The sequence below is a fragment of the Haladaptatus rarus genome, assembly GCF_054177585.1.
The window spans coordinates 25,478-45,855 of the sequence record NZ_JBPEHG010000022.1; the positions used below are offsets into that span (position 1 = coordinate 25,478).

Consider the following 20,378-nt stretch of genomic DNA (forward strand, 5'->3'; position numbering starts at 1 on the left):
TTGAGGAAAATCTGTGAAGGAGTATTTCACCAAACCTTATTACGACTGGTACGCATTACCGATTCGAATGACGTTGCGCGATTCCCTTGATGACTACAAACGATGTGGCGACGACGGGACGATGTTTCCCGGCGAACGCCGCTCTACCTCGGGATTGTTCTCCGGACTTGACGGCCGATTGGTTCACATCGGACACGACGGTGCCCTCCGAGACTTTGGGTATCCGCTTACAGGGCTCAATGGTGTCGAACGCTCACGGTTGGGCCTACGTCGAAATGACACTGAGCACACTGAAGACAGTAAGAATAGTGACGCCATCACGTGGTTCGACGAATGTCCAACCCAGTCACAGTCGTATCACGGCGACACAGCGCTCGTCGTCACGGAGCACAAATTGGATGATGGCATCGTCTTTCAATACGATTTGACCATCTGTGATGCGCATCTGACGCGATTCGAGGTTGACTTTGAAACCGACGTCGACGATGACTTCGAAATCGTGGCATTCGTCGGTCTCGCTCCCGAGGCCCAGGAAACGCGAATTGGCCAGCTCCGCCATGACGCTGCGGTCGAGGTGTATCATGCCGCCGAACATGACTTCATCGGGAGCACTACAGGGTTTATCGACGTTCAGGGTGAGGTACCTGCCACTTTCGCGGAGATACTCGGTGATAACCCAATCGAGATCCCGAGGGAGACACCAGACGGCCGGTACGAGGAGAGTCGCCTCAGTGGAAATCTTATTTGCAGCCTCCCAACTGAGGGCGGTGCGGCGACTCTCGTCTCGCTGTTGACCGACCAGACCGAAACCTCACGAACGGACGCGCTTGCGCGACTCGAAACGGTGACTGAGACACATGCGAGTCGCGCGGCACTCGAACGTGCGGCTGCAGATCAGATTTCAGATCTACAATTGACGCGACTTCCGCGCGCCATGGGCGCGACAGCCGACCTCCGGGTGATCGACCTTCTCTCCGGGCCGACGGGTCTTCGTATCGCCGGGCCCGATTTCGACCCCTTCTATGCCCATTCCGGTGGCTATGGCTACACGTGGTTTCGCGATGACGCGGAAATCTCACGATTCCTTCTCGACGTCGACCGACAGTTCGATCTCGGGTTTGAAGACCAACACGCTGCCGTCGCTCGTATCTACTGCGATACTCAGCATGACGACGGCACGTGGCCCCACCGTGTCTGGCCACGTGATGCGACCCTCGCACCGGGGTGGGCGAACGGTCGGCTCGAGGCTGGCGACGACGTGGACTATCAGGCCGACCAGACCGGAAGCGTCGTGGCCTATCTTGCAACATACCTCCGGGTGCTCGAAGACGACCGAGCCACCGGTATTAGAGACGACAAAACTGCCCTCGCGTCCGAAATCGCCACGACGATCGAACACGCACTCGATGGACTGGATGACACACTCGCAGCTGATGGGCGACCGGTTGCCTGCCAGAATGCGTGGGAGAACGCAACCGGCCGATTCGCACACACGACGGCGACCTTCCTCGAAGGCTACGCGGCGGTCGCGGCAACAGACCTCTCTACCGAGACCACCGAGCACGCTGCTGCACAGGCCAATCGGGTATACGACGCCCTCGATGACCTCTGGGTAGCTGACCGGGGAATCTATGCACTCCGGGAACAGGACGGCAATCTCGATACACGGTGTGATTCGGCCACGCTCGCGCTAGCAAGTGCACACCGGACATACGACCGTGTCGGTAATCTCGACACCCAACGACTCGACCGTTTGGCGTCGCATGTCCGAACTGTGGTCGAGGAACTCGAACGCGATACCGGAACCGTCCGCGGGCTGATTCGGTTTGAGGGTGATGACTGGCGAATGAACGGGCAGGATGCCGAGAAAATCTGGACTGTCTCGACTGCATGGGGAGCCCACGCCGCGACAAACATGGCCGCACTCCTTGAGGACAATGGCGAAGATTCCTCGGCGTTTGAGTCGATGGCTTCCGACCTGCTATCGCTTGTCCTCCCGGACGGGGTGCTCTGTGCATCGACCGGGTATCTTCCAGAGCAAGTGTTCGACGATGGGACGCCTGATAGTGCGACGCCGCTTGGGTGGCCCCACGCGCTCCGGTTAGCGACCATCGCTGCGATGGAGGAACGCGGGACGCTCCGAGCGACGCCGATGAGTAACTGAGAAAGGGCAAAGCGCTCTTCCTTCGAACGCCGTCAGGCGATTACGCGAATTGTGCCATCCGTTCGTTCCGTGTCAGCGACTCGCCGGTTTCGATATCGAACAAGTGGACATTGGACTGGTCGAAGCCGAGGGCAATGGTGTCGCCAGCAGCCGGGTTCACATCTGAATCGACGCGCGCGACGAAGTCCGGGGCCAAGTCGAGATACAGGTAGTTATCGCTTCCAATGGGTTCGACTACCTCAACCGTGGTGGAGAGTGATCCGTCGTCAACGAACACATCTTCAGGACGGATACCGAACCGAACGCGTTCGGCGGTGAGTCGTCGAACGCTCTCGGCGGTGGAACCAGTGAGTTCGTAGGCAAATCCGTCGTCGTTCCGGAGCAGGACACGGTCTTTGTCGTTGGTCACGTCGAGGTCGAGGAAGTTCATGCTGGGCGATCCAACGAAGCCACCGACGAACATGTTAACCGGGTTCTCGTACACCTCCTTCGGGCGGCCGGTTTGCTGGAGTTCGCCGTCGTCCAGGATAGCGATACGGTCACCCATCGTCATGGCTTCCTCCTGATCGTGGGTGACGTAGATAGCAGTAATGTCGAGTTCGTTCTGGAGACGCTGGATTTCGGTTCGCATCGTGGTTCGGAGTTTGGCATCGAGATTCGAGAGCGGTTCGTCGAAAAGAAACACGTCTGGTTCGCGCACGATGGCCCGACCGAGTGCGACCCGCTGTTTTTGCCCACCCGAAAGTTCACCAGGTTTATCGTCAAGCAATTCTTCGATATCCATCATCTCGGCGGTCTCGCGCACCTTCCTTCGGCGTTCGTCCTTCGAGAGATCAGTGCTCATCCGGAGGCCGAATGCCATGTTTTGCTCGACCGTCTTGTGCGGATAGAGCGCGTAGTTCTGGAACACCATCGCCACATCGCGGTCGCGCGCGTGAACATCAGTCACGTCTTCGCCGTCGATGTAGATCTCCCCGGAGGTGGGTGATTCGAGGCCCGCGATCATCCGGAGTGTCGTCGATTTCCCACACCCGGAAGGGCCGACGACGGTGACGAACTCTCCATCGTCGATTTCGAGCGACAGATCGTCGACGGCGACGATTCTGCTGTTATCGAACTCCTTTCTGAGGTTGTTGAGCGTAACAGTCGCCATTACCAGCATGGGTGGGAGTCCCACGGTATAATTCTTGCCCTCTTGAGAAAATGGATGATGTATTCGTTCGTCACTGTTCCAAAATAGGGCCGTGTTTTTGCCTGCGGTGTTAGGCTGGGAATATATTCCAGATTCCTTATAGAGATATGAAGCAGATATAGATTATCAATAATATACAATATGGCAAGCGAGGGGTTTAAATCGTGATTCTAGGTTATAAATTTCTCAAATTTATCGAAGTAAATACGATATATACGCGGTCTACTCCCATATTCTGTTGGTTGCGGCGGGTGAATCCGAAGTTTTAAGGTGTGAAAAAGTAATTCATCCCATATTCATCCATGACAATGAATCGCAGAACAGCACTCAAGTGCATCGGTGTTGGCACCCTCGCTACGACGGCTGGCTGTGCGACGGTTCAAGAGCAAGACAAGACGACGTCTGGCAGCAATGATAACAGTGGTAACGATGAGACCAGTGGGGACGCGACGACCGAGTCGGGTCCAGCTGGAACCGCAAAGGCGTGGTACTCATTACCCGAGAGCGAGGAAGGTGTGCGCAAGCAGACCATCAAGTCGTTCAATGGTAACTCGAAACACACCATCAAGGGGTCGGACATCTCCGAGCTCGAAAAGAAGACGACTAGTGCGATCCCTGCTGGACAGGGACCGCACGTCTTCGAATGGGCTCACGACTGGGTTGGCGACTACTACCAGCGTGACTTCATCGTCGACCAGAGCGATCAGCTCTCGGTCAGCCTCGATAAGTTCACCGACGCGGCCGCGGGTGCGGTTCAGTATGATGGAGGGGTGGTCGGCCTTCCACACTCTGCTGAGACGGTTGCGCTTATCTATAACAAGGATATCGTTGACGAACCCCCGGAGACGGTCGCCGATATGAAGTCGGTGATGAAAGAGCACCATGACCCCAGCAACAACAAGTACGGGATGGGCTATCCCGTCGATCCGTATTTCTCCAGCGCGTGGGCACAGGCGTTCGGTGGCTACTTCTTCGACCCGGAGCAAGATCCGATGCTCGGCTTGTCAAAATCGGAGACGGTCAAAGGATTCCAGTTCCTTATGGATAACTTCAAACCCTACATGCCGAAGGATCCTGGCTACGAAGCCCAGGCGGCGACGTTCGCTGATGGCAATGCGGCGTTCGCCATCAACGGACCGTGGTATCTTGCCACGCTCAATAAGAAGGGTGTGAATGTCGGGGTCACGAAACTTCCTAAGCCGAAAGGCGGGAATCCACGACCCTATACTGGTATCACGCTGTGGTACTTCTCGAAAAAGATGGCGGACGGCGGTGCAAGCGCTGCTGCCGGTCGATCATTTGCCGAGTGGTACACCACGAACGAGGACCTTATCCTGCGGGCCGCAAAGGAGCAGGGGTCGATTCCAGTGCTCAAAAGTCTCGCCGGAAGCGATGACCTTCCATCGAAGGTGCAAGGCTTCTCGAAGGCAGTTCAGCAGGGCTATCCGATGCCGACCCATCCCAAGATGAACAAGGTATGGGGGCCGCTCAAAACCGCCATCACGAAGGCGTTCAACGGCGACGCAAGCGTGGAAAAGGCGATGAAGCAGGCCGAGAACTCCATCCGTAAAAACTGGGACTAGATCATGAACACTGGTTCGCGTGTCGGACAGCGATTCGAGGAGATTCCGTTTTTGGAGCGTGAGGATGCGTCGCTACTGCTTGTCCTCCCGGGACTGTTCGTCTTCTCGGCGTTCATGTTTTTCCCGGTATTATATCTCGTTGGTATTTCGTTCACAAACGCCAAACCAGCGAATCTCTTCACGGGCGAGGGCTTCGCGTCGATTCTAACGTTCGGGGAGGCATCATTCATCGGGTTCGAGAACTACGTGATGGTGCTGACCGACCCACAATTCTGGAACTCGTTCGGCATCACGTGGTTGTTCGTCGCCACGAGTGTGGTGCTCAAGGTGGTGCTCTCGATAACTATCGCACTTGTGGTCACCGGCGACCGCGTTCGCGGAAAGCGAATCATGCGGTCGCTCATCATCATCCCGATGGGTCTCCCCTCCATCTTCACTATCACCGTCTGGCGGGGTATCTTCAGCCCAGCGGAGTTCGGGCTGGCAAATCAGGTGCTTAGCTCGCTTGGATTTGGGAGTGTGTCGTGGCTGAGTGAGCGCTGGATGGCGTTTCTGGCATACAACATCACCGAGGCATGGCTAGCGTATCCGTTCATGGTTCTCATCACCGTGAGTGCGTTACAAGATGTCTCTGAGGAACTCCACGAGGCTGCCAAAGTTGATGGCGCAGGCTACTTCGCGCGGTTCCTGCACGTCACGCTTCCGTCCATCAAGCGGCCCGTGTTGTTTGCCTCCATCCTGACTGCTGCTGCGTCATTCCAGCAATTTCTCATCCCGTATGTGTTCAACCAGGGCGGGCCCGCTCGACAGAACGAGCTCATCGTCGTGTATGGCTACCGCGAGGCATTTGGCTTCGGCCAGTACGGCGAAGGTGCGGCGATCAGCATCATTGCGATCCTGTTTATCGGGGCGTTCATGTGGTTGAACATCAAGCGAGGGCGACTCGCTGACGGGGTGAGCGACTCATGAGTCTCCTTGGCAACGTCATGCGGAGCATGGCAGAGGACGCGATTCGTGTCGCCCGCACGCCGGTTGAGTCAGCCCGCGACGCAAGACACACCGTCGAAGGCGTCCGCGCAGGGCGAATTTCGCCGATCGAACCGATCAAAACGCTTGGTGCCACACTCGGCGCGTTGATCTTCGTGTTGGCGCTGTTGTTTCCGATTTATTGGATCCTCATCTCGGCGCTGTCGGGAAGCGGTGGCTCCATCTACTCGTCAAGTGGCCTTCGGCTCCTGCCGGATCAGCCGTCACTCCAGCCTTTCCTCTGGGTCGTTGGCGACCTCATCATCCCCTCGTATCGCATCGGAATCGGAATCCCGTTCACGAATTCCGCGGTCGTGTTCACCACGTCGAAACTGGTGTTCCTCGACGTCTCGAAGTACGGCGTCACCGATCCATCCGATTTCAAGATGTTCCTCTGGAACAGTGTGACGGTCGCTGTACCAACAGTGATTATCGCGATGTGTCTTATCGTGCCGGGAGCATACGGCCTTTCGCGCCGGAAATTCATCGGTCGCGAAAAAATCCTATTCGGCTACGTGCTGTTGACACAGGTCGGCGGCGGCTTGGGCATCGCGCTCCTTATTGCGCTTTACGCCGCGTTCGTCCAAGTGGGGTTGACAAACAACAAATTTGCGCTGGCAGTATACTACGCCGCGACTGCGGTTCCGTTCAACACATGGCTGCTGAAGACCTATATGGACGGTATCCCCGTCTCGTACGAGGAAGCTGCCATCGTGGATGGTGCGCCCGCCTGGCGAGTCGTGACCGAAGTCATCCTCCCGCTTTCGAAGGCGGGGCTGGCAACAGTGTTCATCTTCACGTTCCTGACCGGCTGGACCGAGTTCGTCGTCGCACAGACCCTGCTATCGACTGAAAACTACACACTCCCGGTTGGCCTGTTCTCACTTGTCAGCGAGTATTCAGTTCCCTGGGCACGATTCTCAGCATTCGCGCTGACGTTCGCCACGCCGCTTGCGCTCGTGTATCTATTTGCTCAGCGGTATATCGAGGGCGGGCTCTCGTTCAGCGGGATGGAAGGCTGACCAACCTGTTTTCACGTACGATTCACGTCTCAACGCTACACCACTGTATCGCGATTTCACAGCCGTGAGGCCGTGAAGGAGGTCACTACTGCAGCGAGCATGATCAGGCGCCTGTGGGATGTGACCGTGAAGGTTGGATGTATGCTAGATTAGAGATTCCGCAACGCACGCAGATCTCCTCTTTCAACCGCTTCGCGCAAACGCCTCAGTTCAGCAAGGTATGCACGCTCAACTCTCCGCGGTGCATATTGAATCAAACCAGATGGGCTGACATTTGCTCTCATTCGGTTCCTCAGTGCTCTCTGGGATAGACGCCGTGTCCTGCTCTCGCCACCCTGTAACTGACGCGTGCGGTATACAACTCCCTGCAGGTCTCCAGACCGTGCCTTCTGAAGCAGTCTGGCACTCATCGGATCTCCGAGAATCTCTAGCTGTGCTATCTTTTGTCCCACCCACTCGTTCGACATCTGAACAGCTCGTCCGGAAGCAAGTCGGGAAGATCCGCCTTTGTGTTCGATAACGAGTAATTTACTCCCGCGAGTTCCGATGTCATCAATCCCTCGGCCGAACTCTGGAATCCATTGCTGTGGAGTATTCCAATCCTCGATTGTGATGTTCTCCCTCAGGGCTCGAGCACGGCCACCCTCGACTCCCATGTCGTGGGACTCTCGTATCCTTGCATTCCTCTCGGTGGCTCTACTTGGTCTATCTTGTCCGCGTCTGATGCGCTCGACCTCAGCAGGTGAGCGTTGGCGATGTGACCCAGAAGACGTTCCAACAGTACCTGATATTTGCCCTGAGGTCGCAGCCTCGTCGCCTCTAATTCCTGTGCGTCGATCCAGATCCCTCAGTGCTCTTTGGGGATCAGTTTCCGCCAATTTCTGAAAAGCCTCCCACTCTCGTCCAGTGTAATGAAGATCCTCTGGAGAAATATCGTTATCGTACATCCATTCTAGTCGCTCCCGGAGTCATTGTTCCGCTGCTGTGCGTGCACCACTAACTCCTGGGGAATCTCCTTCCATTTCGTCCGCCACCGACGATGAGTCCGGCTCCGGCTCCGACTCCGGCTCAGGTGTTCGTCGAGATGGGCTCTCACTCTCGACACTACGAGACGGCGACACAGCCTCTTCAGGGAATTCCCCACCGCGAACCAATTCGGGCGTATTGGGAACATGAGATGGCTCGGGAATCGATCGACTCGTGGTTCCTCCAATCTCCCCAACATTCTCTACAACTTCTCCTGTCGATCGCATTCCACCGGCTACTTCGTCTGCCGCACTCGTTCCCCGGCGCAACAGCCTCGACAGCCCGGGAATCCGCTCCATAAACTCGCGAACAGCGCGAACTAGCTTCCCGCTATATCGGACGGCCTGCCCAGCACCGACGATTCCGCGTGCAATCCACTCCTCTGGGCCAAGGAACATCAACGCGATCTCTACGATGACACGTCCTGCGATTTCGCCGACTGTCTGTCCTTTCATGAACGTCGACCGACGCATGAAGTCCTCGTGGAACCACGACCCGGACTGATTGCCTGCGATTCTACCCAATTCGGCCCCATGAACGGTGAAGAATGCTGGATCGTTAGCGATGGCTTGGAGTAGCTCTTGCAGTCCGATTACGATCTGTCTCGCTTGCTCTAGCTGCTGGCGCCGTCTCTCTCCGTGTTCCGGGTCGGTGAGGTATCGGATCGCCTCCTCTCCCCCGAGTCGAACCCACGTCAGTGGAGAAGTGTACTGGACAAGCTGAAGGGTCTGAGCGATGCCTAATACATTGTCCCAGAGTTGTTCCCCTGCTCCAACCGCTGTCCCGAACTGAATACCAAGGTCGAACGACACCGGGTCAGCTGTTACCTCTAGCCGGAGGCGCTCATAGTCGTTCGATGGGATTTGCTCGCAGCTGCAGATAGAAACGTGGTAAATGCGCTGCCTGCAAGGCCAGCACCCATAGCAGCGCGTTCATCGGCGCCACTCAGTAGATCGGTCGGCGCGGGGAGAACCCCTTCGCGCTGTAGACGTGCAATCTCGTTCACGGTTAGATCGCTTTCGATACCGAGGGACTGTCGCTCGGCGAGTTCGGTTTCCAAGCGGCGGAGGTTTTCGTCCGCCGCGGCAATCTCCGGAGACGATTCCTGTGGCTGCTCGAGTCGCCACTGACGTACTGACTCAATTTCTTCGCTGAGTTCCTCTCCGGTGAATTCCCCGGGGTCCTGCGTCGTTCGCGTTGCCTCAGGAAGAGTCGGAGCGGTGTTCGTCTGCGCACTCGGGCGTCCCGTCAGTCGTTGTAGTTCCGCTAGTAACAAGTCTCGCTGCGCGTGCAGCATCTCCATCTCCACTGGTGAGGGCGACCCGTTAAAAATACGGTCTTCTATCTGTTGAAGCTCTGTCTGAATCTCCTCTCTGGTAAGTCCTTGACGTTGAATCGCTGGCGGTGTGGAGCTTGATACCCCTACAAAACCAGACGACGATAAGATTTGGCGACTCGCTCGATCGGCTTCGCTCTCCAGCGACGCCGAGCGGTTGACTTCCTGTGGCTTCCCGGTTGGAGGCAGACGATGTTGTTGAACGACATGAGTCAGTTCGTGGGCAATTAGGGAGCGATCGCTTGCCGACGCGTTCGACCCAAGCCAAATATCATTGCCGAATGAGAAGGCTCTAGAAGCTAACATTCGGTTCGCCTCCTCTGCCGGCTTACCATCGTGAAGCCTCACGTCGTTGAAATTCTCCGTGAAGCGTTCTTCCATTAGTGTCCGAAGCCCCACTGGAATCGGCTTTCCGGTCGTTTTCCCGAGAAATGGATGAACCTCAGAGGGAAGGTCTCTTCTATCGGTTCTTTCAGTCGGTGCTGTAGATTACGCCCTCTGTTTCACAGCCCGCTGAACCGCTTGATTTCCGAGTGTCTGTTGCGTTCGAACAAAGGGATGTCCCTCCTTCACCGCTGCACTGACTCTACCATGCCGCTTAGTGTCCGCCTCCGACTGGGACGTTCGAGGTGACGCCGGGTTGCGTGCTTCTTTTGCTGTTTTGTTTGAATCTTTCACGATTGCTTCCGTCTCATTTAGTTGTCTCAACTCCCTCCTACTGTCTCTGCCCTTGATACTCCCGAAATCCCTGCCTCTGACCAGCTTTCCGTTCTTGTGCACATCCCGCTGCGTCACCCAGAGGACACCATGGAAGTGAACCACAACCAACCCCGGTCTATGAACGTCGTCGATTTCTTTCGATTGAACCTGGCGACGGTGTCCTCTCTGTCTTCGATCTAGGTGGTTGCATTCTCTAACGTCGAATCTGTCGCCTTGGCCAGGGCTGCTTGATTCAAAGCTTTTTATCAAGTCTGTGGATGTCTATCTAATTCTGTGAGTCGATATTCACACCTCTATTTGTCTGCTGTTTGTAACTAAGTCAGACAGAGTATATATGCCCCCAACCAAATTAAGATTATCTCAATTTTCTCCGATCGGTTTTCTTTTTTGTTAAGTATACCGTACACCGTTGAACGATTGTCTGCTTACTCAGTCGATGTCGTTTGGATTGCAAGTATGGAGATAATCGTCGAAAGATGGCTGCTGCGACCGTGATTCTCGGTGAAAAATCGAGACGACTCGTATGACGAATTCGGCGACGCCTCTTCGAAGTATTCGATTATAATTTGAGCAGTAAGCTGCAATCAATAGTGGCATTGTTGTCATTGGTGCCATTGCTAGCAATGATATCACGGACAGCAAGGATTGGAATGTCGACACTGAAACCACCTTCCGAGACCGTGTCACTGCTCGCCCACCTTCGAGAAGTACCGTTCCATCTACCTACTACGATGCTCGCGACGGATATACACAGATTTACGACCAGTACTGTCGACCATTCAGGATTGCCAACTGGCCTGCAACACCGGACTCACAGTTTCCCTGCTACCGCTATCGAGAGGACGTATTCATCCCAACGTGAACGTGAAACTAGACGGTGCCGACGGCACCGTTGCTGATGAACATAGCGACAGACACCAGACGATCTCAAACCGTTGGTTGCGCTGGCATTAAGGGTCGTAGTCGAAAGAATATACCTCATGTACCCCTACCTGAGGTGATTAATTATTGGGTGAGTAAGGATATGTGCTTTCTGCAACTGGTTCAAAAAACAGCAAATACCGTTCCGAATGCTCCACTGAGAGCGATAGCTGCTTCATCGCCAACTCCTTCCCAGTCGGTATTCCAAATTCGCTTCGTCGTTCCAACGGCCACCCCCCGCTCCATACAAGTTGGTTTTTGCCGTTACGGAATTGCCGAAGTGTAGTCGTCCGCCGACTCACACCATCGAACACCATTTTCGATGCCGTTACAGTATTCGGCGTTAGGCCTTCGAATGCCGTTACGCCCGCAAATGCTGTACACAACCACGCTACTCACTGATTAGCATTTTTGCGGGGAATATCATAGAAGGTAATCGAAATGAGTAGGATTCGGTCGTTCACGTTGAATCTATAGACGTACCACACACCCGGCACATGTCTGGTTGCCAACCCACCGTGGTAACGACCGGCTGCTCCTCCCGACAATGGGCACAATATTCTGTTCCACCAGACATACAAACTCTATATCAACTTTGATTATAATAAATGATTCCCCCAAATGATTCAGATCATCTAAATTTTGTATATCCACGTATCCAACATTAGTGGCTGGTATGCTCTGAGGTAAATAACACGACCGCAACGCCACGAACGCCGCCTAGGAAAACGTTTGGCCACAATAGTGTGGTCGTGAGCGAACTGCCCATGTATGAAAAAGCCACATCAACGTGGGAGGAACGCTTCAGACCAAGCATCAACCGATCTAGACCGGTCAGCGATAAAATAGACCGAGAGAGCGACCATCTACTGGGCAGGGGGTGGAAGGGGTGGAAGTTGCGACGCCCCAGTCGTGGTGAAACTCCATGGTGAGTCGATGGTGGCAAATCGGTTTGACTGGGGCGTCTCCACGACAGACACGTGTGGTGCCTATTGACGTTTCACTCTTGGTTTGCCTGTGCTTCGTACAACCATTCCAGTGGTATGGGGTCGCGGAGTCATTCCATCGTTGACAACCGACCCAGATAGACCAAGACTAGGATAGCGGAAAATAATTATGACCAATCTCTCAAAACACGATTGCATGTGATCGGAAGTCCAACCGATACCGAAATATTGTACCACTGGCCTATCGCTTGACCCCCGCCTGAATACGATAATATACGCTACTGGTCCTTCTTGAAAGATTGCGGGGCAGACGCAGTCTCGAAAACACGAACGAGACGCTGCATTCTGTCGGGATCGTACTGCGTCAGGTCATACCGGTTTCCGTTGTTGCGATCGCTGTAGACACCGATCACGTCCAACTCCACGAGGAGCGAAAGCATGTTGCCGAGCATTTGGGGCGAGATCCGAGGAGACTCGAGGATTTGTGCCAGTTGGGCTGTCGATGGGTAGTTGCGTGGACATGCCTCGAGAACGTGCTGAACAGTACCGCAGTAAGCATGCAACAACCCGTACTGTGACGGCTGCGTTTCGTTTATCGCTGCGAGTTGGGGCCGAAGCGGTGGGGACACAACTATATTATTATATATCCATATATTAAATTTTGTTTTTCACATACTCATATACTATACTCTGGGATGATAATAACCAAATTGGTGGTCCCGATTTACAGGAAAAGCAGGCCAAGTACCTCGGGGTCACGTCCCGAGGCGGTCGCCACGGTTATAAAATTATAGTATTCTAATCCAATCGACATGGTGCGTAGGGTGGGAAGAAATTCGATATGGGAATTTTTGGGAGCATAGTGGATGCAAAGCACGAACATCAATTCGATGAGGTTCGGCAATGGAGTGAAGAAATCGGCTCCGTAAGTTCTGCTCCTGTCTTCCGGATGAAACCTCGATTTGAACAACAGGGTCTGCTATAGCCAAAAACGGCTACCCTCAGACGGTCTCGAGGTCGTATGTGTCGGTAAGCTTTTGTCGATCGATTTTCCCAAGACTCGTCGTCGGTAACTCCGTCGTTATCGTGTAGTGAGCAGGACGTTTATAATCCGCAAGCTTTTGCTCACAGAAGTCACGCAACTCAGCCTCGGTCAGATCAGCATCCGCCGTTGGACTGATGAACGCATGACCGACCTCGCCCCATTGTTCATCGTGTACTCCAATCACAGTTGCCAACTGGACGTCTGGATGGTCGGTTAACACGTCCTCAATTTCCGGCGGATAAACGTTGTAGCCGCCGGAGATGAACATATTCTTCTTTCGGCCGTGGAGGCGTAGTCGTCCATCTTCGTCAAGCGATCCGATATCGCCCGTTTGGATCCACTCATCATCAACGAACGCCTCCTTCGTCTGCGCATCATCGAGATAACGTTGCATGACGCCATCGCCACGAACGACGACTTCCCCACTCTCACCATCCGGCAGAAATTCACCATCGTCATCGATTGTTCGTACCTCGAAGCCAGGGAACGGTTTTCCAGTCGCCGCCACTAGTTGCTCGACACTGGCACCGAGCTCGGTCAACGTCACGAACCCACCGGTTTCTGTGAGCCCCCACCCGGTGGCAGCATGGTCAGCAGCGTCGGCCATCCCACCGAGAATCTGTTGCGTCGGCGCTTGCCCCGCAACAACTGCCACCCGCAAACTAGAGAGATCGGTCGTTTCGTAGTTCGGGTGGTCGAACAACATCCCCCACATCGCGGGCACATTGCCGACGAAACTGATCGATTGCGTCTCGATGAGTTCGAGTGCGGCTTCAGGATCGAACGCATCAAGAAGGACGGTCTCGCTTCCGCTGACGATTGCTGTTCCGACGAGTTCGGTCGCCCCGCCGACGTGGTTTGTCGGCAGATGCGCGAGGATAGTATCGTCGTCCGTAATATCCCAGACACTGCTGATGGCAGTCCCCTGGAAGACGACATTTCGATGTGTGAGCACTGCACCTTTCGGATCGCCTGTTGTCCCACTGGTGAAGACGACGAGAAGTGGGGTATCAGGGTCAGTACACCCGTTGGCATCATCGTCAGCTATCCGCTCCCCAGCACTCGTTACGACACTCCATTCGTAGTCCCCAGCAGACGGGAGAGCAGTCTCAAATCCTGACTCATCGACCCAGTATTTCGTTGGGATATCGTCGAAGCCTGCCACCTCGTTGAATATGGCCGTGAAATCAGTATCACGATAGTGTGCTGCGCCAACGAATGCTGCAGGATCTGTTTCCGCTAATACGTGGGCATGGTCTGCTGGTGTTCCTCTGAGGTCGAGTGGGACTATTGTTGCGCCGAGTTTTGCCACACCGAGATAAGTGACCAAATACTGGGGCGATTGCGGAAACAGCGTTGCCACATACTCACCGGGTTTCACACCATTGTCTGCAAGATAAGCCGCAACACGGCCTGCAGCCTCATTCAGTTGTGCCCACGTCCCTTCCTCTGCTGTCGCGTCACGAAGACCGAGTGGCGTGTATGCATAGGCACGCTCATCCGGTGTTGCTGCGGCTTTGCGCTCGACATACCAATGGAAGAGTCCTGATCGTGAATCAGTTCGGTCGTAGTCGTGTGTATATGCTGGTGGCATGGTTACTGTGTTGCGGCACGTGTTTTCATCAGTAGATTCGTTGTGTACGTGACGACCTGCTCGTCGTCCTGGTTTCTCCCGCGGATATCGAGCGTCACGATCCCTGATTGCGCATTCCGGTCGCGTTTCTCGCGAACTTCAGCCGTGAAATGGACGGTATCGCCGATGAATACCGGTTGTCGGAACCGAATCTCATCCATTCCAGCATTTGCGCGGATGCCGGTCGGTTCGTTCCCGTACAGGAGACCTTCAGCCAATCCGAGGAGGAACGTTCCCTGGACGACTCGCTCTCCAAACTCTGTCTCGGCAGCGAATTCTGCGTCAGTATGGATTGGGAGCCAACACCCGGTCGTATTCGCATATCCAACGACGTCTGACCCGGTGATCGTGCGGCCAATTGTGGTTGCTGTCTCACCAACCTCGATTTCGTCGTAAAAGCCAGCTAGTAACTGGTCTGGCATAACTGTACATCTGTTCAAACTTACTATAGTGTACCGTTCGCGGTTATTTACGATGGAGAGCGGCTCACTAACACTGTGCTGTATTTCCAGCGACGAGAACGAGCGGATCGTCACTATTGACGGAGTACACGACGTTTCGCCGATTGAGCCACGCGTCGTATTCTGTTGCACTTACCGTCGCCGGCGATGCCGGCGATAACTGTGCACCGACCGTCGTCCACGATCGCTGTGCGACAGTCGGGCAGTTCGGTGGGGCAGTCTCTCCACGCACCCATTCGTAAATCGGCGTGTACCGAGCAGTGGGGCCAGCATAGTAGCTCGACGCAAGCGACGCGATATGCCCGTCGCTTGCCCACTGACTCGGGACGTGGTGTGCAGCAAACGTCGTCGTCTGGAATTCGGCCGGCGACACTGTCGATTGTGCTGGCGTGGCTGAGAGACCAATGAAAGCGAGCGGTGCACTGATGATGAGACAGAGCGCCAGGAGGGGAACGATCGCCCGCCGGAACCCACAGAATCTGGCGGATGGGCGCGACCGTCGACGACAGATACCGACAGCAGCGAGTGCGGCGAGAATCGCGATAGCGACGTGGAGATACACCTGCCCGCGAGTAGCGATGGCATGATAGTCGACAACGAGCTTGCCGCTCAGCGCGAATTCGACGAGGACAAGCGGCCCGAACAGGAGTGTGATCGTGATGTCGTCCGATGCAGATCGCTGCGACGCGTATGGCGCTCCCCAGACAGCGACGAATCCAACGAGTGCCAACGGCGCGGTCAGCATCACTGCAAGCGGTTCTGTGCGTGCAGTTCCGGGGAAAATGGCCAGGAACAGGTTCGCAATGACCACAATCCCAGCAGCGATGAGCATCGTACTGAGAACGACGCGTTGTACGGTCGCAGTCGTCCGCGGAAGCCAGACGGTCAGTGCGACGAGGATGATGAGCCACGCAACGAACAGCCCCGGCAGGGAAGCCACTCGTCCGATGACACCGAGTTCGGCGATTGGGGAATAACCACTCAGATACGTCCAATACCCGACGAGGATGCTCCCGCCGAGGAGACTACCACGAATGGTAGGGCTGTAGAGCGACGAGGCGAACATCGCCGTCACGACGAGGGCGCCAATGATTGCCGCCATTGTATGCGTAATCGGCAGGAGCCCGACCAACAGCACCGAGAGACCTGCCCATCGGAGTTGTCCAGTGTGCACTGTTCGGTGGAACACGATTGCAAGGACGATAACGAAGAGCAGGCCGAACACGTCGCTTGTAGCCGCGATTGAATGACTGAGATAGATACCATCGACTGCGAGGAAGACTCCCGCGAGGATCGCGGTCTGTCGAACGTATTTCGGCTGCCATCCGAGTCGTTCTGCCGAGCGTTTTGCGATCGCAGCGACAGCAAGACATGGAATAGAACCAACGACCGCAATCAATGGCTGGGTGATAGCGAGCGGGTCAACACCCGTTACGGTGCTAATCGTGGCGACAAACGTGGTGAACACGAACTCGTCGGGGGTGAGTCCTGCGTTCGTCGGGAGAGAGCCACTCGCGAGACTCTCCTGGGCGAGCGCAATGAAGTGATAGCTGTCGACCCCGTACGGGAGGGGTGTCCAATAGAGCGGCAACGTCCGCATTGCGACAGCGACACAAAGTAGCGCGAGTATCGAGATGACGAACCGACGTCCCTTCCGAATCCGTCTTATTTCGCGATGGACTGGCGACTGTCTGCGCTGGCCCCACGGGCTCGTGGGGAAGTGCCCGACCGCTCGAGTCGTGATCATCCCGATAACAGCTGCTCGAGAACGTATCGTCTCGACGACCACCGTCGGACTGGTACGAAATACCGCCGCCGTGGCAAAGGCAAGAATGGCGAATATCTCGGTGAGCGACCAGCGCGTGAGCAACTGATATCTCATGCATTCACCTGCTGGTAGGTGGATTGACTGACGAAACGTGGGGAGTCGTTCGCCTTAGGTGGAAAATTGGGGAGAGAGATAGGGACAAAAATGATCCGCCGTTCCACTGGAGAGCGACCGAACGATCGCAGACCTACCGGAAGGGAACCAACGTTTGGGAACATTCGAGCTGAACACCTATCTTATCAGGTAATAAAGGTTTTTCATATAAAATAGAATATTTAGAAATTTATTATTTCTGGTATAACAAATATACATGAAATGATATTTCTAGTCTTTTCGCTATTCTGACCCCTCCACCGGTCTTTTCGCCCAATACTAGCACTTCCACTCTATTTTCTGTCATTATTATTCCCATTTCCGATAGGTTAAAACCAGACCAAAACATGGTCGAAATTGTGCACGTGGTATGCGGTCTCTGAGTAGGGATATCTGGTTCGTCAGAGAGGCGTCTCAGACCGCCTCAACTGGGCCCGAAAGACGGTTTCAGAACCGCCACGAGTCCAACGGCCTCGAGAGTGGTTTCTCGATGCAGTCGACTTACTCGAGGACTGTTGACCGACGACGCGGTAGCAAGCTGTGGATGGGGGTGGTTCTCCGATGAGAGGACGCCGTACGTATCGACAGTTGCTACTCGTTCGCTGGTCACGCCGCGACAAGCTTACAGTCGGTATCATCGCTGTGACGAGCGCGTTTCTGGTGGGCGCGACGCTGTTGTTACTCGCCATGAGTTCTCAGACGGCCGCAGTGGCGTTTCAGTACACGAACTCGATGTCGGTCTCCCACTACGATGATCTTTCTGCGGCCGAGGATGCGGCATCACCGTCAGATATCGTCCTTCCCACCGCGACCGTGACCGTCAACGGTTCCGAGAGTCGAGTCGTCGGCGTTCCCGATTCGGCGCCGACGGTGTTGTCAGAGTTATCCGTCTCGTGGAAGACGGCTCGTATTCCACCGCCTCCACAGGACGGTTTCGTAAAGGGGTCAGTCGCCGAGCCGAGAACCCGTCAGTTCGAGGGCTCAGCCCACAGCGTTCGTCTCCAGGTGGTTCCATACACGGATTCGGACTCGATCTTCCCCCACTCGTGGTACGTTGGGACGCCATCGACCGTTCGATCGCTTGGTGTCGACGGTGCGTTCGTCGTTCATACCGATGGATCGGGCGGCGGGCTCCAAGATGGCAAACAGGCGGGAACGATGAGCCCCTCGCTGTTTCCGTACTTTCTGACGGGCATTCAGGGCATCGTCCACGTCCTCCTGACGGTCACTATTGGGGCGTCTATCCTCATCATCATCGTTCTCTATAACGTGACGAAAATGAGCGTGCGAAACCGACTCTCGACGATCCAGCTTATCCGGTCGACGGGTGGGACGCCGCGTCAAATCCTCATGCTGTTCGGTATCCGTGCCGGAATGATCGCTCTCGTCGGCGTGCTGCTCGGCTACGCGATCGGTGTCGTCGTGACGCGGTTCCTGGTCAATGCGGTCGTTTACGCTGGCGTCCCGATCTCGTTGAATCCGACCGTGACGGCCGAGAGTATCCGTGTTATCGCACCGATTTTCTTTGGGTTCGTGTTTGTTGGGGCAGAGGCTGGCGTGGCTGCTGCGTGGCCCACGGTCACGCAATCACCTGCCAACTTAACCACATCTGAACGCACCCCAATACAGCCAGCCACGAATACTACACATCTCGGTCGCCTCCGAGCAGCGTTCACGACGACGCTCCTGAATTGGCGTGCCATCGTTCCGGCCACCACGACGCTCACGATCTTCGCTCTCATCATCCTGCTCTCCGGGTCACTGGTCGGTGCACTCGCACCGCTGGCGAGTTCCTCGAGTGGAACCGTTTCAGAACCGGGAGCGCCGTACCCGATGGCGAGTCGAATCGACGCACAATACGCCTCTGTCCTTCGCTCGCAGGGACTCGTGGCCAGTCCCGAGATTTTGCTCGTCCAAGTCAAAGATGGGAAGCCGTTTCTCGTCCGGGGGGCGGAGTATGCACCCTTTGCAGCCGTTTCAGAAGCCTCGCTAATTCGAGGGCGAGAACCAAATTCGAAGTACGAAGCGGTTATCGGTCGTGATCTCGCGGCAACGCTCGACATCGGCATTGGGGATTCGATCACCATTGGGGGCTCGACCTCGCCGTCCATGACGCGTGTGGCGATCATCGGCATGTATCAAGCGCCGGGCATGCTTGACGACCAACTCGTCGTCCCACTGCCGACCGCACATGACCTTTCAACGAAACCAGGGACCGTCCAGTTCATCCGGACGGCTGGCGGCACGCCGAACCTGTCGCAGTCAGGAGCTGTATCCGATACCGGAATCGCTGTCACCGGGATCAAACTGCCCACGAGCGTGACGACACAACGACCGATTCCCGTCGAAGTCGACGTCCAGAACTTCGAGACCACCGAACAGACGCGTCGACTCACAGTTCGTGCGGGGAAGGCCTCGGAGTCGCGGGTGCTTACCCTCGGCCCGAATCAACAGCGACGAATCACGATTCCGATCGAGATGAACCAGACGGGAACGCACGTCCTTCGTGTGGGGTCGCAAACGAGACGTATCACCGTCTATCGACAACTACCACTGTCTCTGGCGACTGTTCCTGATGCGGCACCGCCCGACGCGGTAATGGCCGTTCCTGTGACGACTGTAGATGGCGCTCCGGTCTCTGGTGCGTCGGTACAGCTTGGCGAGCAAACAGTGCAGACGAACGACCGTGGGATTGCACCTGTCCAGATTCCATCTGACAGTGGCTCGTTCAACCTCACGGCAAGCAAGGGCAACAGAACACAGACGAAGCAACTCACTGTCTCGACGGATGCAACACAGACGTTGGTCGCGACGATCGACGTCCATCCGAAAGTCGCAAGCGTCTACTCTCGTCCAACTGCCGAAGTGACGGTACTCAACCCGTGGTCTCGTGAGTTCACCCGTCAACTGACAGTCGTCAACCCGTCAGGATCTCAAACACGAACCGTCACGCTCGCACCGCGGAATGTGTCGACGCTCGATATCCGCGTTGGCAGGATGACACCAATAACGGGGCTGACTGCCCGTTCGGACCGTTCCTTCAATTCGCTGAATTTTGCTTTGAGTTGCATTTTGTTTCTCCGTGTCGAATCTCATTCGGAAAGTGGAAACGGTTAAACCCACGGGAGACCAACATATTCGATGTTGGTGCGTGTGCCAGTGCGCGTCCCGTGCGCAACCGTACCACATTTTCCATATCGAGATTTCGACCTATCATGCTCCAATGCATACCACCTTTATGAATCTTTACATTGATATATACAGTCTAAAATCTAATAAATTTCTAGCTTGATAAAATATCGACAGCTTGGCAGAACAACCGCGCTAGTACCTTCCAAACGGCTCATGCTGGATTCGCTTGGCTCGTTGATAGTCTGCTCG

At 55.4% G+C, this 20,378-nt stretch carries 12 protein-coding genes and 1 pseudogene; 6 read left to right on the forward strand and 7 right to left on the reverse strand.

Annotated elements, in window-relative coordinates; genetic code table 11:
• The first annotated feature begins 67 nt into the window (after window positions 1-67).
• Window positions 68-2,164, forward strand: coding sequence for a DUF7997 domain-containing protein (locus ACR3FE_RS25100; RefSeq protein ID WP_458210582.1), 2,097 nt, complete (start codon window positions 68-70; stop codon window positions 2,162-2,164).
• Window positions 2,165-2,204: 40 nt separating this feature from the next.
• Here ACR3FE_RS25100 and ACR3FE_RS25105 read toward each other — a convergent pair whose 3' ends face one another.
• Window positions 2,205-3,317, reverse strand: coding sequence for an ABC transporter ATP-binding protein (locus ACR3FE_RS25105; RefSeq protein ID WP_458210583.1), 1,113 nt, complete (start codon window positions 3,315-3,317; stop codon window positions 2,205-2,207).
• Window positions 3,318-3,658: 341 nt separating this feature from the next.
• Between ACR3FE_RS25105 and ACR3FE_RS25110 the strand changes: the two genes are divergently transcribed.
• Genes ACR3FE_RS25110 through ACR3FE_RS25120 form a run of 3 tightly spaced genes read left to right on the forward strand, consistent with a single transcriptional unit; the run spans window position 3,659 to window position 6,987 of the window.
• Window positions 3,659-4,939 (forward strand): extracellular solute-binding protein, encoded by a 1,281-nt coding sequence (locus ACR3FE_RS25110; protein ID WP_458210584.1) that lies wholly within the window; start codon window positions 3,659-3,661, stop codon window positions 4,937-4,939.
• 3 nt (window positions 4,940-4,942) lie between these two features.
• Window positions 4,943-5,908 carry a carbohydrate ABC transporter permease gene (locus ACR3FE_RS25115; RefSeq protein WP_458210585.1) on the forward strand — a complete coding sequence of 322 codons (966 nt, stop codon included), beginning with the start codon at window positions 4,943-4,945 and terminating at the stop codon, window positions 5,906-5,908.
• Window positions 5,905-6,987 (forward strand): sugar ABC transporter permease, encoded by a 1,083-nt coding sequence (locus ACR3FE_RS25120; RefSeq protein WP_458210586.1) that lies wholly within the window; start codon window positions 5,905-5,907, stop codon window positions 6,985-6,987. The genes ACR3FE_RS25115 and ACR3FE_RS25120 overlap by 4 nt, the downstream gene beginning before the upstream one ends.
• Before the next feature lie 968 nt (window positions 6,988-7,955).
• On the opposite strand, the gene ACR3FE_RS25125 is transcribed toward ACR3FE_RS25120, so the two are convergent.
• From ACR3FE_RS25125 to ACR3FE_RS25135, 3 genes and pseudogenes are all read right to left on the reverse strand, one after another.
• The gene (locus ACR3FE_RS25125) at window positions 7,956-8,825 is read right to left on the reverse strand and encodes a hypothetical protein (RefSeq protein ID WP_458210587.1); all 870 of its coding nucleotides are present in this window, start codon (window positions 8,823-8,825) and stop codon (window positions 7,956-7,958) included.
• A 17-nt stretch (window positions 8,826-8,842) separates the two neighbouring features.
• Complete coding sequence (locus ACR3FE_RS25130) at window positions 8,843-9,316, reverse strand: hypothetical protein (RefSeq protein WP_458210605.1); 474 nt, start codon at window positions 9,314-9,316, stop codon at window positions 8,843-8,845.
• 234 nt (window positions 9,317-9,550) lie between these two features.
• Window positions 9,551-9,748: pseudogene (locus ACR3FE_RS25135) on the reverse strand (eCIS core domain-containing protein); the annotation flags it as partial.
• A gap of 3,030 nt (window positions 9,749-12,778) precedes the next feature.
• Between ACR3FE_RS25135 and ACR3FE_RS25140 the strand changes: the two are divergent.
• Window positions 12,779-12,922, forward strand: a complete 144-nt coding sequence (locus ACR3FE_RS25140; protein WP_458210588.1) for a hypothetical protein — start codon at window positions 12,779-12,781, stop codon at window positions 12,920-12,922.
• A 16-nt stretch (window positions 12,923-12,938) separates the two neighbouring features.
• On the opposite strand, the gene ACR3FE_RS25145 is transcribed toward ACR3FE_RS25140, so the two are convergent.
• From ACR3FE_RS25145 to ACR3FE_RS25155, 3 genes are all read right to left on the reverse strand, one after another.
• On the reverse strand, window positions 12,939-14,576 hold the full coding sequence (locus ACR3FE_RS25145; protein WP_458210589.1) for a class I adenylate-forming enzyme family protein: 1,638 nt from the start codon (window positions 14,574-14,576) through the stop codon (window positions 12,939-12,941).
• Between the two features lie 2 nt (window positions 14,577-14,578).
• Window positions 14,579-15,037, reverse strand: a complete 459-nt coding sequence (locus tag ACR3FE_RS25150) for a MaoC family dehydratase (RefSeq protein ID WP_458210590.1) — start codon at window positions 15,035-15,037, stop codon at window positions 14,579-14,581.
• A 67-nt stretch (window positions 15,038-15,104) separates the two neighbouring features.
• Window positions 15,105-16,958, reverse strand: a complete 1,854-nt coding sequence (locus ACR3FE_RS25155) for a sodium/phosphate symporter (protein ID WP_458210591.1) — start codon at window positions 16,956-16,958, stop codon at window positions 15,105-15,107.
• 600 nt (window positions 16,959-17,558) lie between these two features.
• Here ACR3FE_RS25155 and ACR3FE_RS25160 point away from each other — a divergent pair.
• Complete coding sequence (locus ACR3FE_RS25160; RefSeq protein WP_458210592.1) at window positions 17,559-20,114, forward strand: FtsX-like permease family protein; 2,556 nt, start codon at window positions 17,559-17,561, stop codon at window positions 20,112-20,114.
• Window positions 20,115-20,378 lie beyond the last annotated feature (264 nt).

Coding starts and splice junctions, on each gene's coding strand:
- ACR3FE_RS25120 (WP_458210586.1), top strand. CDS start 5,905: ATGAGTCTCCTTGGCAACGTCATGCGGAGCATGGCAGAGGACGCGATT.
- ACR3FE_RS25155 (WP_458210591.1), bottom strand. CDS start 16,958: ATGAGATATCAGTTGCTCACGCGCTGGTCGCTCACCGAGATATTCGCC.
- ACR3FE_RS25110 (WP_458210584.1), top strand. CDS start 3,659: ATGACAATGAATCGCAGAACAGCACTCAAGTGCATCGGTGTTGGCACC.
- ACR3FE_RS25115 (WP_458210585.1), top strand. CDS start 4,943: ATGAACACTGGTTCGCGTGTCGGACAGCGATTCGAGGAGATTCCGTTT.
- ACR3FE_RS25100 (WP_458210582.1), top strand. CDS start 68: ATGACGTTGCGCGATTCCCTTGATGACTACAAACGATGTGGCGACGAC.
- ACR3FE_RS25140 (WP_458210588.1), top strand. CDS start 12,779: ATGGGAATTTTTGGGAGCATAGTGGATGCAAAGCACGAACATCAATTC.
- ACR3FE_RS25145 (WP_458210589.1), bottom strand. CDS start 14,576: ATGCCACCAGCATATACACACGACTACGACCGAACTGATTCACGATCA.
- ACR3FE_RS25150 (WP_458210590.1), bottom strand. CDS start 15,037: ATGCCAGACCAGTTACTAGCTGGCTTTTACGACGAAATCGAGGTTGGT.
- ACR3FE_RS25160 (WP_458210592.1), top strand. CDS start 17,559: ATGAGAGGACGCCGTACGTATCGACAGTTGCTACTCGTTCGCTGGTCA.
- ACR3FE_RS25105 (WP_458210583.1), bottom strand. CDS start 3,317: ATGGCGACTGTTACGCTCAACAACCTCAGAAAGGAGTTCGATAACAGC.
- ACR3FE_RS25130 (WP_458210605.1), bottom strand. CDS start 9,316: ATGGAGATGCTGCACGCGCAGCGAGACTTGTTACTAGCGGAACTACAA.